Annotated in this window: 10 protein-coding genes and 1 other RNA gene; 5 read left to right on the forward strand and 6 right to left on the reverse strand. The window is 71.2% G+C overall.

All coding sequences use genetic code 11. From position 1 onward, the window contains the following. Positions 1–15: 15 nt before the first annotated feature. The gene (locus BIU91_RS16705; RefSeq protein WP_253183791.1) at positions 16–1,599 is read right to left on the reverse strand and encodes an MFS transporter; all 1,584 of its coding nucleotides are present in this window, start codon (positions 1,597–1,599) and stop codon (positions 16–18) included. 526 nt (positions 1,600–2,125) lie between these two features. Between BIU91_RS16705 and BIU91_RS16710 the strand changes: the two genes are divergently transcribed. The 5 genes from BIU91_RS16710 to BIU91_RS16730 all read left to right on the forward strand — a co-directional run bounded on the left by BIU91_RS16710 (position 2,126) and on the right by BIU91_RS16730 (position 10,762). Beyond that, positions 2,126–4,825 (forward strand): LuxR family transcriptional regulator, encoded by a 2,700-nt coding sequence (locus BIU91_RS16710; RefSeq protein WP_071406355.1) that lies wholly within the window; start codon positions 2,126–2,128, stop codon positions 4,823–4,825. A gap of 466 nt (positions 4,826–5,291) precedes the next feature. Beyond that, on the forward strand, positions 5,292–7,106 hold the full coding sequence (gene glmS, locus BIU91_RS16715; RefSeq protein ID WP_071406356.1) for a glutamine--fructose-6-phosphate transaminase (isomerizing): 1,815 nt from the start codon (positions 5,292–5,294) through the stop codon (positions 7,104–7,106). Positions 7,107–7,269: 163 nt separating this feature from the next. Continuing rightward, a complete protein-coding gene (locus BIU91_RS16720; RefSeq protein ID WP_071406357.1) occupies positions 7,270–7,983 on the forward strand; it encodes a M50 family metallopeptidase in 714 nt (237 codons plus the stop codon). Between the two features lie 88 nt (positions 7,984–8,071). Beyond that, positions 8,072–9,457 carry a PLP-dependent transferase gene (locus BIU91_RS16725; RefSeq protein ID WP_071406358.1) on the forward strand — a complete coding sequence of 462 codons (1,386 nt, stop codon included), beginning with the start codon at positions 8,072–8,074 and terminating at the stop codon, positions 9,455–9,457. After that, positions 9,458–10,762 (forward strand): LLM class flavin-dependent oxidoreductase, encoded by a 1,305-nt coding sequence (locus BIU91_RS16730; protein WP_071406359.1) that lies wholly within the window; start codon positions 9,458–9,460, stop codon positions 10,760–10,762. It begins immediately after the preceding gene. Between the two features lie 16 nt (positions 10,763–10,778). Here BIU91_RS16730 and BIU91_RS16735 read toward each other — a convergent pair whose 3' ends face one another. The 5 genes from BIU91_RS16735 to ftsE all read right to left on the reverse strand — a co-directional run bounded on the left by BIU91_RS16735 (position 10,779) and on the right by ftsE (position 14,562). Continuing rightward, the gene (locus tag BIU91_RS16735) at positions 10,779–11,654 is read right to left on the reverse strand and encodes a hypothetical protein (protein ID WP_071406360.1); all 876 of its coding nucleotides are present in this window, start codon (positions 11,652–11,654) and stop codon (positions 10,779–10,781) included. Positions 11,655–11,816: 162 nt separating this feature from the next. After that, positions 11,817–12,193: a transfer-messenger RNA gene (gene ssrA / locus BIU91_RS16740) on the reverse strand. Positions 12,194–12,288: 95 nt separating this feature from the next. Then, complete coding sequence (gene smpB / locus BIU91_RS16745) at positions 12,289–12,765, reverse strand: SsrA-binding protein SmpB (protein WP_027465851.1); 477 nt, start codon at positions 12,763–12,765, stop codon at positions 12,289–12,291. A 130-nt stretch (positions 12,766–12,895) separates the two neighbouring features. Beyond that, complete coding sequence (gene ftsX, locus BIU91_RS16750; protein ID WP_027465852.1) at positions 12,896–13,810, reverse strand: permease-like cell division protein FtsX; 915 nt, start codon at positions 13,808–13,810, stop codon at positions 12,896–12,898. Next, positions 13,807–14,562: a cell division ATP-binding protein FtsE gene (ftsE, locus tag BIU91_RS16755; protein WP_017888215.1), complete on the reverse strand. Its 756-nt coding sequence runs from the start codon at positions 14,560–14,562 to the stop codon at positions 13,807–13,809. Before ftsE ends, ftsX begins: the two co-directional genes overlap by 4 nt. Positions 14,563–14,613: the final 51 nt, after the last annotated feature.

Here is a 14,613-nt window from a genome sequence, read left to right on the forward strand (position 1 = left end):
CGGTCGGCGGCCAGGTCAGCCCCGCTCGGCGGACCCCGGCGCCTCGGTCCGCTCGGCGGATCCGTTCGCCCCGGCGCGCTCGGACCCCGCGGCCGCGCCAGCGTGCTCGCAGTCCCCGTCCGACCGCCGCGCCGCCCGCCGACGCGTCACCAGGTCCGCGCCGGCCAGCACCAGTGCGAGCGCCATCAGCGACACCGTGAACGTCGTGCCGCTGCGGAACGCGTCGTGGTACGCGTCAAGACGGCTTCCGGACCCGCCAGATCCCGACCCCGCTGCTTCGCTCCGCACGATCCCGTAGAAGATGCTCGTCGCGACCGCGGTGCCGATCGCCGTGCCGACGCGCTGGCCGAGCTGCTGCATCGACCCCGCCACCCCGGACTGCTCGACGGGGATCTCGGCCAGGGTCAGGGTCTGGTTCGGCGACACCACGAACCCGCCACCGAGCCCGCCCACCAGGAACGCGCCCGCCATCGCCCACGGGGTGACTTCCGGCGGGGTGGCGACGGCGGCGACCATGAGCAGCAGGAAGCCGACGACGACCATCCCGAGCCCGGCGACGACCAGCGCCCGCCCGACCCGGTCGACGATCCGTCCGCCGATGTACGAGCCGACGGCACTCGTCGCGGCGAAGGGGATGCTCACCATGCCCGCGAACAGGGGCGAGAGCCCGAGGCCCTCCTGCAGGTACAGCGTGACCATGAGGAACGACGCCGGCAGCGCCGCGAAGTAGACGGCCACGATCGACAGACCGTTGCGGTACGACGACAGCCGGAACAGCTCGAAGTGCACGACCGGCGACTTGCCCTGCCGCTTGAACCGCTGCTCCCAGAGCACGAACAGCACGAGGAACACCGCGAAGCCGACCAACCAGAACCAGCGGGTCGCGGAACCACCACCGCCGCTGGTCAGCACGAACGGCAGCATCAGGGTGATGATCGCCGCGCCGAGCAGCAGGATGCCGACGACGTCCAGTTCACGGTCCTGCGCTTTCCCCTGGGCACCCTTCGGCAGCAGGCGGACGGCGAAGAGCAGTGCGGCGATCCCGAGGGGCACGTTCATCCAGAACAGCAGCCGCCAGCCGGACTCCTCGCCGCCGATCGCGATGAGGCCACCGCCGATGGTCGGCCCGAGGGCGGTGGAGATGCCGATCATCGCCCCGAACAGCCCGAACGCGCGGCCCCGCTCCGGTCCGCGGAACAGCTGCTGCACCAGTCCGATGACCTGGGGCATCTGGATCCCGGCGGCGAATCCCTGCAGGATCCGGGTGACGATCAGGACCTCGATGTTCGGTGCGACGGCGCACAGCAGGCTCGATCCGGTGAACGCACTGAGCCCCACGATGAACATGACGCGCCGGCTCTTCAGGTCCCCGAGCCGACCCGCGGGCACCAGGGCGAGGCCGAACGCCAGCGCGTACCCCGCCACGATGAGCTGGAGCGACGAGCTGGTGGCCCCGAGGGACTGCTCGATCGAGGGCAGCCCGACGTTCACCTTGGACAGGTCGAGGATCGTCAGGGCCGCCACCGCGACGCACACGGCGAAGGCGCGCCACCGGGTGCGGTCATCGAGGCGGGCGTCGGTCGGTTCAGCGTTGGACATCCCGTCCGTGCTACACCTGCGACGACGAACGAGGTCCGGACAGAGCTGTACCCCGGTTCCGTCAGGCGGACCCGGATCGGGGTGCAGAGGGCGGGTGCCACACCCCCCTCGTGGCCCCCCCGTACTGGGGGCACCGTTCTGGACATCTGCGAGCCGGAGTCCGCTCGGCGGGCCGGTACCTGAGTTATCGTGCTCCAGACGGCAGGTCACGTGACGCTCTCGGATTCCCTAGATCCGGACGGCGGAACAGACCGGTCGTGTTCGTCCGAAGACCCTAACCCGAGGGGTGATACAGACGATGACATCATCGTTCCCGAGCGGAACCGAGTGCACCCACACTCGTCGACCGCATCCAATCCACGACAGTTCCGGCGCGCGCTCAGTCGCCGCCGCTCGTCCGCACTCCGCCACGGTCACCCGCCGTGCAGCAGTCCGGTCCGCCTCCGTGCGCCCCGTCGCAGCGACGCCCGTGTTCGCCGACGCCCTCCTCGCAGCATCCGCCTCCGGACCCGGAGGCCGGTGAGTCATGGCACTCACCGGTCGACGTCTCGAGGTCGACCGGATCGCGACCCTCGCAGTGCTCCCACGGGAGTCCGCGATGGTCGTGGTCGGCGACCCTGGTTCCGGACGCAGCAGCGTCCTCGACGCGGTCTCGAACCGCGTTTCCCTCCCCGTCGTCCGGGTCGGTGTCAACGGGAGTGAATCCCGCTGGCCTCTGGCCGGGGTGACCTCCCTGTTCACCGCGCTCGACGACCCCCGAGCGACCGCACACATCGCCCACCTGCTGCAGGCCGGCGGGACCGCGGCCGCCGTGACGGCCGGGCTGGCGGCGGCGCACGACTTCCTCGACGCCGTGCACGCCCTGACCCTCCCGCCGACGCTCGTCCTCATCGACGACCTCGACCGGATGGACTCGGAGAGCCAGGAACTCATCGCGTTCCTCGCCGGACGACTCGCGGGCACCGCCCTGCGTGTCGTGGCGACGGTCCGCTCGGTGCCGTCGGACGGGCCGCTCGCGGCCCTGCCGACCCTGCGGATCGAACCGCTGCCCTCGGACGAGGCACTGATCCTCGCCCGGGCCATGGCACCCGCCGAAGCGAACGACGGCGTCCTCGCCGTCCTCGCCGAGGAGACCGGTGGCAACCCCGGCGCGCTCCGCGAACAGCTCGCGGTGCTCACCCGGGAGCAGCTCACCGGCGCGGAGCCGATCGTGCTCCCGCTCCGACCCACTCCGACGACCGAGGCCATCGCGGCGCTCGCACTCGGGCCCGCCGCGGGACGCGATCTGGACGTCCTCGCGAAGCTCGCCCTGGTGCCCGTCGCGAAGACCACGGCGTGGGACCGGGACGAGCTGGACGACCTGGTCGGGGCCGGTCTCGCGACCGTCCGCGGGCAGAGCGTCACCGTCCGGCACCCGCTCGTGCGTTCCGCGCTCTACTGGCGGATGCCCGCCCGTGACCGTCGTGCGGCACACGCCGAGCTGGCCACGGCGAGCGCGGAGAACGACCCGCGGTCGGCCGCGTGGCACCGGAGCTTCGTCGACGACGTCCCCGACGTGGTCGCACTGCTCCAGGCTGCACGGTCGTACGTCGTGGACGGCAACGTGCACGCCGCGATCGCGCTGACCGAACGTGCCCTGCACATCGGTGGCGGGACCGAGGACGAGCACGTCGCGCTCCTCGGGGTCGCGGAGGCCATGCTCGGCAAGCGCATGCTCGGCTTCGCCGCGCGGTACCTCGCGGCGCTCCGTCCGTTCCGGACGACGCCGAACGAGGTCCGCCGGCTCCGGCTGCAGTACTCGGCCGAGTACCTCAGCGGTGACGCCGTGCACGCGGACGAGCTGCTCGTCCCCGTCGACGCGACCGACCCGGCCGAGGTGGACGCCGTCGCCGGGCTGATGGCCATGGTGGCGTGCTTCCGTGCCGAGGCGTGGGAGCTCGACCAGGCGAAGGACCTGCTGCACCGGATCGAACCGCTCGAGGGGTCGGCGTCCGCGCACACCCTCGAGATCGCGACGACCGCGCGGGAGCTCATCGCCGCCGTGGACGGCGTGCTGCCGCCGGACACCGAACTGCACGACGGGCTCGCGACGTCGGAGCTCGTGGCGATGTCGGACCCGGCCCTGCTGCTCCTCGCCCACGCGCTGAGCATCGGCGAGCGCTACCGGAGCGCGCGACGGGTGTTCGCACTCGTGCTCGCCCGGGGGCCGGAGACCGCGGCGGTGTGGACCGAGGCGGCCCGCTACCTGACGGCCGAGAACGAGGTGCGCTCCGGCAACTTCCGGCAGGCGCTCCGCGCGATCGACGTGTGGGAGTCCGGTTCGTCCGTCGCCGAGCGGTTGCGTGAGCCCTCCCGGGCGATCGCCGTCGCGTGGCGGCACTTCGCCGAGGGCCGTTCCGCCGAGGCGCTCGACGTCGTGGACCGGTGCCTCGAGCACCGTTCGACGAGTCGGCTCTGGGGTGCGACGGCGAAGCTGCACGCGCTCCGCGGCAAGGTCCTGCTGCTCGACGGCCGCCTCGACGAGGCAGCCACCGCGCTCGAGGCAGCCGACGCCATCGGTCGGTCGCTCCGGAACCCCGCGGTGCTCCGGCACCTCGGCGACCTGGTCGAGGCGTACGTGCGGCTCGGACGGATCGACGACGCCCGGACGATCACGGCCCGCCTGGCGGCGGACCACCACGCCCGGCCCGGGCGCTGGGGTGCCCTGGTGCTGGCGCGGAGCCTCGCGCTCGTCGCCGACGACACCACCCGCGAGCCGGCCCGTCGCCGTGCGCTGGAACTGTTCCAGCCACACGACTCGCAGTACGAGCGGGCTCGCACGTTCGCGGCGCTGGCCGCGGTCGGCAACCCGGCGGAACGACCGCGTCTCGGCGCGGCGGCCGCGGCGGCGTACGAAGCGGCCGGCCTGCGTCGACCGCTCGTGACGCCGGCGCCGGCTGCGGCGATGCCGCAGTTCGGCACGGGCTCGTCGTCGATCCGGTCCGCACCGGTGCTCTCGCCGGCGTTCCCCGGGACGCCGCGCAGCGCCCCCGACGCGTCGGCGGTGCTCACGTCACTGACCGCCGAGGAGCGTGCGGTGGTGCAGAAGGTCACCGAGGGCTACCGCAACCGCGAGATCGCCTCGTCGCTGTTCATGTCGCAGCGCACGGTGGAACTGCGGCTCACGCAGATCTACCGCAAGGTCGGCGCGCGATCGCGATCGCACCTGGTCGCGCTCCTCACGTAGGAGAGACACATCCAACCGGGCTCGCAGGCTCGCCCGGCGCTGGGTCCGCGCGCCGCTGGCGCGTCGCTCAGAGCGAAGACCGCGCGGGAGGCCCGGTACCAGCTGGTACCGGGCCTCCTGTCTGCGCGCGCTTGCGGGAGTCCGCACGCGACCGCAGCGCGGTGTGCCCCCGCACGCGGGGAACCGCAAGAGCGTCCGACGGGTGTTGCCGTGTGGTCGGCGGCGGGTGAGGCTTCTCCTGCACCGACCGCCGTGCCCCTCCCCCGGGGGCCAGCCCGCGGTACCCCGTCCGGTACCCGAACCCCTCGGCCCAACGACACCGACGTCCGTCCTCGCCTGATCCGAGGACGGGCGTCGGTTCCCGGGCCGGGAGGCCCCGGACGCGCGGCAGACCCGACGGCGGTCGGTGCCGCACCAGTCCCACCTCCCCGTTCCACCCACCCTCGTTCCCCCGAAGGGACAGCCGATGTGCGGCATCATCGCGGCCCGCGTGTCTGACGACGCGACCCCCTACCTGCTCGACGGACTCGAACGACTCGAGTACCGCGGGTACGACTCCGCCGGCATCGCCGTCCGGACGGCCGTCGGCCGCACCGAGACGATCCGCTCGGTCTCCCGCGTCGGCGACCTGCGCACGCTCGTCGCTGCACGCTCCGGTGACGCGCTCACCGGCGTCGGCATCGGTCACACCCGCTGGGCCACGCACGGTGCCGTGCGCGAGGCGAACGCACACCCGCACGCCGACTGCACCGGCCGGATCTCGATCGTGCACAACGGCATCGTCGAGAACGCGGACCGGCTGCGCCAGACGCTCGAGGCGCAGGGCCACCGCTTCCGGTCCGACGTCGACTCCGAGGTCATCGCGCACCTGGTCGAGCGGGCGCTGGCGGTCGACCCGGACCTGATGCTCGCGGTGCAGATCGCGACGGCGCAGCTCGAGGGCTCGTGGGCGATCGTGGTCCTGGACGCCCGGGACGGCCGCATGGTCGTGGCGGCGGACCGTTCGCCGCTCGTCGTCGCACGCTCCGGCCGCGGTGACTTCGTGGCGAGCGACATCGGCGCGATCGCCGAGTGGTGCGAGACGTTCGTGGCGCTGCGCGACGGCGACGTCGTCGAGCTCGGTGAGGCCTGGACCTGGTCGTCCGACGGCATCACGGTGCCCGTGCCGTTCCCCACGCCGTCCCCGTTCGCCGCCGCAGCACTCGACCTCGGCGACCACACCGACCACATGGCGAAGGAGATCGACGAGCAGGCCGACGTCGTCGCGACGATCCTGGACCGGGTGACCCGCCGCACCGCCGACGGCAGCATGTGGGTGGGCCTCGGCCTGGCCGGCTTCCACCGGCTGGCGATCGTCGCCTGCGGCACGTCGCTGAACGCAGGCCAGGTGATCGCGACCGCACTGCGTGGGATCGGTGGGGTGCCGACCGACATCGTCGTCGCGAGCGAGGCCGACCAGGCCGTGCTCGGTCCGGGAACCCTGGTCGTCGCGATCAGCCAGTCCGGTGAGACCGCGGACGTGCTCCGCGCCCTGGACCGGTTCGAGGACCGCCACCCGGTGCTCGCGCTGACGAACAACATGCACTCCTCGCTCGCTCGACGGGCCGACGCCGTGCTCGACTGCCACGCCGGCCCGGAGATCGGGGTCGCCGCCACGAAGACGTTCACGGCGCAGGTCGTCGTCGGGGTCGCGGCGATGATCTCCGCGATGGTCGCCTCCGGCCGCATCGAACCGTCCCGCGCGCAGGTGCTCGTCGACGAACTGCTCGACCTGCCGGCCCGGATCGAGCACGCCGCGCGGGTGTCCGCCGAGCGGATGCCCCTGCTGGTGTCGAGCGTCAAGGAGGCGACCGGCTTCCTGTTCCTCGGCCGCGGTGCCGGACTGCCGTACGCCGCCGAGGGCGCCCTGAAGCTCAAGGAGCTCAGCTACCGCTGGGCCGAGGCGTACCCCGCCGGCGAACTCAAGCACGGGCCGCTCGCGCTGGTGGACGACGGCACCCCGGTGGTCGTCATCGACCACGGTGAGCCGAAGATCCAGTCGGCGATCGCCGAGGTCCGGGCACGCGGTGGCTTCGTCATCACGATCGGCGGCGAGTCGGCGGACATCCCCGCGCTCGGCCGCCGTGGCACCGGCGACCTGGCCTGGGGTGCGATGACCGCGCCGTGGGGTCCGCTCGAGGCCGTCGTGCCGCTGCAGATGCTGGCCCGCGAACTCGCCCTGCAGCTCGGGTGCGACGTCGACAAGCCCCGGAACCTGGCGAAGTCGGTGACGGTCGAATAGCCGGGCGCCGACGCGTGAACCGCCTGACGGTCTTCCTCGCCGTCCTCACCGCCCTGGCGATCGCCGGCACCGTGGTCCTGGTCACGGTGGTGCTGACGACGCCCGGGCTCCCCTGACGCCGGTCCCGCAGGGTCTTCCTGGGCGGGGCTGCGATGCTGGTCACTTGACCACCGCAGCCCCGCCCCTCGTCTTCGTCGCGCTCCTCGTCGGCGCCGTCCTGCCGTTCGTGCCGTTCGTCGGCCGGGTGGCCCGCATCGCCGCGACCATCGCGCACGAGGTCGGGCACGCGATCGTCGTCGTGCCGTTCGGCGGGCGGATCCAGCGGATCGAGCTGCACCCGGACGGGTCCGGCGAGGCCTGGGTCCAGCTCGGCCGGGTGCCCGGTGGCATCCGGTGGCTCGTGCGGATCCTGAACCTGTACGCCGGGTACAGCGCACCCCTGTGGGCGGGGGTGCTCCTGGTGACCGGGGTGCTGCACGGCTCCCGCTGGCTGCCCGTGGTGGTGCTCGCGGTCATCGGGCTCGTGGCGCTGGCGTTCGTCCGGAACTGGTTCGGCCTGCTCGTCGTGCTCGGCTTCGACGCGCTCGCCCTGTGGGTGGCCGTCCGCCCGTCCGAGGCGACCGTCCTCGTCGTCGCGGCCGTCGGGGCGTTCTTCGTCGTCGACGGCCTGCGCTCGGTGGTGCAGGTCGGCCGCTGGCTGCTCACCGGTGCCCGGGTGCAGACCGACTTCCACATCGCCGCGGCCGAGATGCGGGTGCCGGCGTCCCTGTGGTTCGTGCTGTTCGTCGCCGTGAACGCCGTCGCGGTGTGGCTGGCGCGCGAGCCGCTGCTCCAGGTCTGGGACACTGTCGTCACCGGGGTCCGCGCGCTCGTCTGAGGCTGCGCTCGCGTAACCGGGGGCCGCAATCGCCTGTCCGCGCCGAGCGGCTGCGAGGCTACCGCCAGACGACCCCCGGAGGTGTCCCATGGCGACCGACGACCACGGCTTCGCGACCGAGCAGGTACACGGCGGCTTCGTGCCCGACGCCGGGCACGGCGCCCGGGTCCCCGCGATCCACATGTCCTCCGGGTTCCTGTTCGACGACTTCGACCAGGCCCGCGACCGCTTCGCCGACACCGACGACGGCTACACCTACACGCGCCTCGGCAACCCCACGAACGCCGACGTCGAGCGTCGCGTGGCGCTGCTCGAACGCGGTGTCCAGGCGATCCTGGTCGGCAGCGGTCAGGCGGCGGCGACCGTGGCGTTCCTCGGCCTGCTGCAGGCCGGCGACCACGTCGTCAGCGCCCGGAGCATCTACGAGGGCACGCGCGGGCTGCTGCTGCAGAACCTCGGCCGGCTCGGCATCGAGGTCGACTTCGTCACCGATGCCCGCGACCTCGACGCCTGGGCCGCCGCGGTCCGACCGAACACGAAGGCGTTCTTCGCCGAGACGATCCCGAACCCGAAGAACGACGTCCTCGACATCACCGGCGTCGCCGAGACCGCGCACCGCGCCGGCGTCCCGCTGATCGTCGACAACACCCTCGCCACGCCGTACCTGGTGCGCCCGGTCGAGCACGGTGCGGACATCGTCGTGCACTCGGCGTCGAAGTTCCTCTCCGGGCACGGCGCCGGACTCGGCGGCGTGGTCGTCGACGGCGGCCGCTTCGACTGGTCCGCCGCCCCCGAGCGCTGGACCCACCTGACCAGCCCCGAACGGTCCCTCGGCGGCGAGAGCTACGTCGACCGGTACGGCAACCGGGCCTTCGCCGTGTTCGCCCGCGACGTCGTCGCCGCACGCATCGGCCCGGCGCCGTCGCCGTTCAACGCGTTCCTGCTCCGCCAGGGCATCGAGACGCTGTCGCTGCGGGTGGAACGCCACTGCGCGAACGCGCTGGCCGTCGCGTCCTGGCTGGACCAGCAGCCGGAGGTGACGAGCGTCGACCACGCGGGCCTGGCCTCCAGTCCGTTCCACGACCTCGCCCAGCGCTACCTGCCCCGCGGGGCCGGGTCCGTCTTCGCCTTCACGCTCGCCGGTGGCGAAGCCGCCGCGCGGGCGTTCATCGACGCCGTGCAGCTGTTCAGCCGGATGACCCACCTGGGCGACGTCCGCTCGCTGATCCTGCACCCGGCGACCACCACGCATGCCGGCCGCACGCCGGAGGAGCGAGCCGAGCAGGGCATCGAGGACGGCCTGATCCGGCTGTCGGTCGGCATCGAGGACGTCGCGGACCTGCTCCGCGACCTGGAACGCGGGCTCGTCGCGGTGCGGTCCGCAGACGCCGCCGCCGGCCTGGAGGCACGTGGAGCGTCCGACGCGCAGCGCACGGCAGTCCGTGGGCCGGCCCTCGACCGGCAGGAGCGCTGAATGGCCGAGCTGCAGCACTTCGGGTACTTCTTCTCGCGAGGCTTCGGCCCGCAGGCGTGGGGCCGGTCCGACTGGGACTGGGGCCACGACTGGACGAAGCCGGACCTGTACCAGCAGTCCGTCCGGACGCTCGAGCAGGCCGGCATGGACCTGGTCATCGCCGAGGACGCCGTCTCGCTCGGCTCCCCCGCCACCCTCGACCTGCGCATCCGGCAGGCGTACGGCGGCCCGAAGCACGACCCGCTGCTGCTCGCCCCGTACCTGTTCGCCGCCACCTCGCACATCGGCATCGCGCCGACCGTCAACGCGGGGATCACCCCGCCGTACCTGGCGGCACGGCAGTTCGCGACCCTGGCGCACCTGTCCTCGGACCGGCTGGGCATCAACGTCGTCACCGACGTCGGCAGTGCACGCCACGCCGGCCTGCCGCCGCTGCCGCACGACCAGGCGTACGACCGCGCTGAGGAGTGGATCACGCTGCTCCGCCGGCTCTGGCACTCGTGGGGCGACGCGTACGTCGGCGCACCGGACTCGTGGCACTTCGCGGACGGCGACGCGCTCGACGCGTTCCACCACGAGGGCGCCCACTTCACCGCCGACGGTCCGCTCAACGCCCTGCCGCTGGCGTCGGACCCCGTGGTCGTCTCCCCCGGTGGTTCGGGTCGAGGGCTCGCGTTCGCCGGGACCCACTCGGACGTGCAGCTCGCACTCGCACCGCTGTCCGCCGCCGCGGTCACGGAGTACCGCGCCCGGGTGATCGCGGCAGCCGAGGCCGCAGGGCGGTCCACCGCGGACCTGCGGATCCTGTTCGTGCTCAAGCCCGTGATCGTGTCCTCACCGGAGGAGGCCGACCGCATCGTCGCGGCGTCCGAGCACCCCACCGACTACGCGCTGCGTGCGGCGGCGATCGCGTGGTCGAGCGACTCCGAGACCGATCTGCTCGCACTCGACCTGGACGCCCCGGTGCCCGACGGGACCTTCGGGGAGCACGTCTCGGCCGGCACGATCCGCGGGCTGCTCGGGGACACCCCGGACGCACCGCTGCGGGAGCTGCTCACCCGCAAGGCGCGGCAGGGGCGGATCGCGTCACGCTCGGGGTTCGTGGGGACCGCCGACGAGTTCGCGGACTTCATCGAGGAGCTCGGCAGCGACGCCGACAACGACGGGATCATCTTCTCGGGCGACCTGCACCCGGCGCAGATCCACCGGATGTTCGGCGACCTGGTTCCCGTGCTCCGGCGCCGAGGGCTCCTGCGACGGGAGTACGGCGCCGGAGGGATCCGGGCGAACCTGTTCGACTTCTAGCGGGAGCGGCTGCGAGCTACTTCTTCTTCTTGGACTTCTTCTTCGCGTCGTCGTCCTTCTTCGACTTCTTCGACTTCTTCTTGCCGTCGTCGTCCTTCTTGGACTTCTTCTTGCCGTCGTCGTCCTTCTTCGACTTCTTCTTGCCGTCGTCCTTCTTCGACTTCGCCTTGCTCGCACCCGTCGGCAGCGGCAGGACGGCCGACACGGCCTCCGGCTCCGCCTGCGCGACGTGAGCGTCGGCGTCGGCGTCGGCGTCGGCGTCGCTGGCCGCAGCCTCGGTCTCCGGCGACTCCACCCCGTCGATCGGCTCGACGACCACGGCCGAGCCGGTGTCCAGCTCGACGTCGACCGCGTGCTCCTCGAGCACCGGTGCCAGGGCGTCGGCGACCCGCTCGACCGTCAGGACCGCGTCCGCCTCGGCGAGTCGGAGCAGCGCCTGCGCGGTCCGGACCCGGGTGGTCGTCTTACGCTCGAGGACGTCGGACCGTGCCCCCTCGAGGAACGTGCGCAGGGCGCGTTCCACGGCTGAGCGTCCGCGCGGGGCAGCGCGGTCGAGCCGATCGAGTTCCCCGGCGACCCCGGAGACGTCGTCGGCGACGTGCTCGTGGCGGACCGACTCGATGAGCGCGGCGATGGCTGCGGCGGCACGTTCGACCCCGGCGGAGCGCTGGTCGAGCACGACGAGCATCTCGACCACCGAGCCGTAGGTGACGGTCTCGAGGCGAACCGGCTCCGCGCCGCGGCCGCGAACGACCAGACGGGTGTCGGGGTTCGGCAGCCATGCGGCGAGAGCGGCGACCGTGGCGACGGAGCCCACGATCCGCTCGTACTCGCTGAGCACCACTCGTTCCTGCTCCCGCAGACGGACACGGATCGCGATCTCCTGCACCACGTGCTGACCTCTCGTTCGGGTTCGACGCGAGCGTGTTCTGCGCGCCTGCTCCGGAGCGTAGTCCTCGGACGTGGCGGAACAGCGAACGCCCCGGCACTGTCCAGGGGACGGTGCCGGGGCGTTCAGGTGGCGCAGCGTGACAGCGGTTCGTCGTTCGGCGAATGGTGGAGATGGGGGGAATCGAACCCCCGTCCATCGCTGCAATTCGACGTCTTCTACGGGCGTATCCGGATAGTTCGTTCTGCTCGGCCCCGTCCTTTGCTACCGGCTTCTAGGACGACGGGCCCAGTCTCAGTGCAAGTCCCGCACGGCCCTGAGGCGCAACCGTGCAGCAAGTCCTCTGGATGACGTCGGGATCAGGTTAGAAGACGGTCACCTGGCCGACGGACTTCATGTGCTGGGCTGCTTACGCAGCGAGAGCGAAGTCAGTGCGCTTGGAATTGGCACTTGTTGTTTTCCACGGATCGTTTACGAGATAACCGTGGGTCCTCGGCCCGCTTCCCGTCGGCACACAGGCAATGTCGAAACCGATCATCCCCATGCGGGCCGGACGTGCGAGCCGCTGTCACGCTGTTGAGTTGCCAATGCCCCTGTCGGAGCAGTCCCTCAGTCTAGCCGAGGAGGTGCGTCGGCGCTACTCTCCGACGCGGTTCCGGGTGCGCATGGCCCGCTCGGCCTCACGCTTGTCGGTCTTCTCGCGCAGGGCCTGGCGCTTGTCGAACTCGCGCTTGCCCTTCGCGACGGCGATCTCGATCTTGGCCCGACCGTCGTGGAAGTAGATCTGCAGTGGCACGAGGGTGTAGCCGCCCTGCGCCGTCTTGTGCGAGATCTTCACGATCTGCTGCTTGTGCAGGAGCAGCTTGCGCTTCCGCCGCGGCGAGTGGTTGTTCCAGGTGCCCTCGGTGTACTCCGGGATGTGCACGGCGTCGATCCACGCTTCGCCACCGTCGATGTAGGCGTACCCGTCGACCAGGGACGCGCGCCCCATCCGCAGGGACTTCACCTCGGTGCCGGACAGGACCATGCCCGCTTCGTACGTGTCCTCGATGAGGTAGTCGTGCCGGGCGCGACGGTTCGTCGCGACGATCTTCTCCCCGCGTTCCTTCGCCATGACGACTCCTCTCGATGGTGACCGGTGCAGTGCGCTGCGTGGGTGGTTCCGCGCAGCCCTACAGACTACTCAACACGAAGCGGGCGACGCACCTTCCCGGCGCGCCGCCCGTTCGCGGATGCTGTGTGCGTCAGACCTTCAGGTACCGGCGGATGGCGATCGACGCCGATGCCGCGGCGAGGAGCACCCCGATCACGATCACCGCGGGGACCACGATGGCCGCGTCCCCCATGCCGATGAACGCCGTGCCGGTGAAGCGCTCCGCCAGGAAGTTCCGGACGAAGAACCAGACCACGGCGGTGATGGCGCCACCGGCCAGGACCGCTCCGATGGCGGCGGCGATCACCCCCTCGAGCACGAACGGTGTCTGGATGAACCGGTTCGACGCACCCACGAGCCGCATGATGCCGAGCTCTCGCCGTCGACTGAACGCCGACAGGCGGATCGTCGTCGCGATGAGCAGCACCGCCGCCACGAGCATCAGCGCCGCGATGCCGATCGCCGTGTACGACGAGGCGTTGAGCAGGTTGAAGATCGGCTGCAGGTACCCGCGTTGATCGACGACGCTCTGCACGCCGGCGACCTTCGACAGGCTCTCGACCAGGACGTCTGCCTGCGACGGGTTCTTCAGGTTCACCCAGAAGGTCTCGTTCAGGTACTCCGGCTTGACGAACTCCGTCGCGGCCGAGTCCTTGAACTGCTCCTTGAACCGGGTGAAGGCCTGGTCCTGGTTCTCGTAGTAGGTCTTCTCGATGTACGGCTTGAGCGTCGACGAGTCGAGCTGCGCCTGGACCTGCTCGCGCTGGTCGGCGGTGGCCTTCGCGCCGGTGCAGTTGCCTGTGGTGTCGGTGTCGGTGCACAGGTAGACGGCGACCTGCGCCCGGTCGTACCAGTACCCCTTCATCTGGTTGATCTGCATCTGGAGCAAGATCGCCGTGCCGACGAAGGTCAGGGAGATGAAGGTCACGAGGACGACGGAGACGACCATCGACGCATTGCGCCGCAGGCCCGAGCCGACCTCGGACATGACGAGCCCGAGCCTCATCGGATGAGCCCCGGGATCGTCTGGATGCCGGTGGTGTTGGACACGGTGCCTCGCTGGATCGGGACGGCCTGGGTCTGGTAGCCGCCGGACTGTTCGTCGCGCAGGACGGTGCCGTTCGAGAGCTCGATGACCCGCCGCTGCATCTGGTTCACGATGCTGGCGTCGTGCGTCGCCATCAGCACGGTGGTGCCTCCCTGGTTGATGCGTTCGAGGAGCGCCATGATGCCGGCGGACGTCGTGGGGTCCAGGTTTCCGGTGGGCTCGTCGGCCAGCAGGATCGCCGGCTTGTTCACGACGGCGCGGGCGATGGCCACACGCTGCTGCTCACCACCGGAGAGTTCGTGCGGCATGCGAGTGGCCTTGCCGGCGAGCCCGACGAGCTTCAGCACGTCGGTCACGGCCTCGCTGATGAAGCCCTTGCTCTTGCCGATGACCTGCAGCGAGAACGCCACGTTGTCGAACACGTTCTTGTTCGGCAGCAGACGGAAGTCCTGGAAGACCACCCCGAGGTTGCGGCGGAAGTACGGGACCTTCCGCGATGCCAGGGACCCGAGGCGCTGCCCGAGCACGTGGATCTGCCCGCTGGTGGGCTTCTCCTCCTTGAGCACGAGGCGCAGGAAGCTGGACTTGCCGGAACCGGACGCGCCCACGAGGAACACGAACTCACCCTTGAGGATCTCGAGGGTGAGGTTGTCGAGCGCCGGACTCGGGTTGCCCGAGTAGACCTTGGTGACCTGGTCGAATTTGATCATGACCGGATCAGGGTAGGTCGCCCCGCTTGGAAAGCAAGCGAGGCGCGCGGC

This window comes from Curtobacterium sp. MMLR14_002 (assembly GCF_001864975.1).
In the GTDB taxonomy this organism is placed as follows: Bacteria; Actinomycetota; Actinomycetes; order Actinomycetales; family Microbacteriaceae; genus Curtobacterium; species Curtobacterium flaccumfaciens.

Coding starts and splice junctions, on each gene's coding strand:
- BIU91_RS16705 (WP_253183791.1), bottom strand. CDS start 1,599: ATGTCCAACGCTGAACCGACCGACGCCCGCCTCGATGACCGCACCCGG.
- BIU91_RS16730 (WP_071406359.1), top strand. CDS start 9,458: ATGGCCGAGCTGCAGCACTTCGGGTACTTCTTCTCGCGAGGCTTCGGC.
- ftsE (WP_017888215.1), bottom strand. CDS start 14,562: ATGATCAAATTCGACCAGGTCACCAAGGTCTACTCGGGCAACCCGAGT.
- BIU91_RS16725 (WP_071406358.1), top strand. CDS start 8,072: ATGGCGACCGACGACCACGGCTTCGCGACCGAGCAGGTACACGGCGGC.
- smpB (WP_027465851.1), bottom strand. CDS start 12,765: ATGGCGAAGGAACGCGGGGAGAAGATCGTCGCGACGAACCGTCGCGCC.
- ftsX (WP_027465852.1), bottom strand. CDS start 13,810: ATGAGGCTCGGGCTCGTCATGTCCGAGGTCGGCTCGGGCCTGCGGCGC.
- glmS (WP_071406356.1), top strand. CDS start 5,292: ATGTGCGGCATCATCGCGGCCCGCGTGTCTGACGACGCGACCCCCTAC.
- BIU91_RS16710 (WP_071406355.1), top strand. CDS start 2,126: ATGGCACTCACCGGTCGACGTCTCGAGGTCGACCGGATCGCGACCCTC.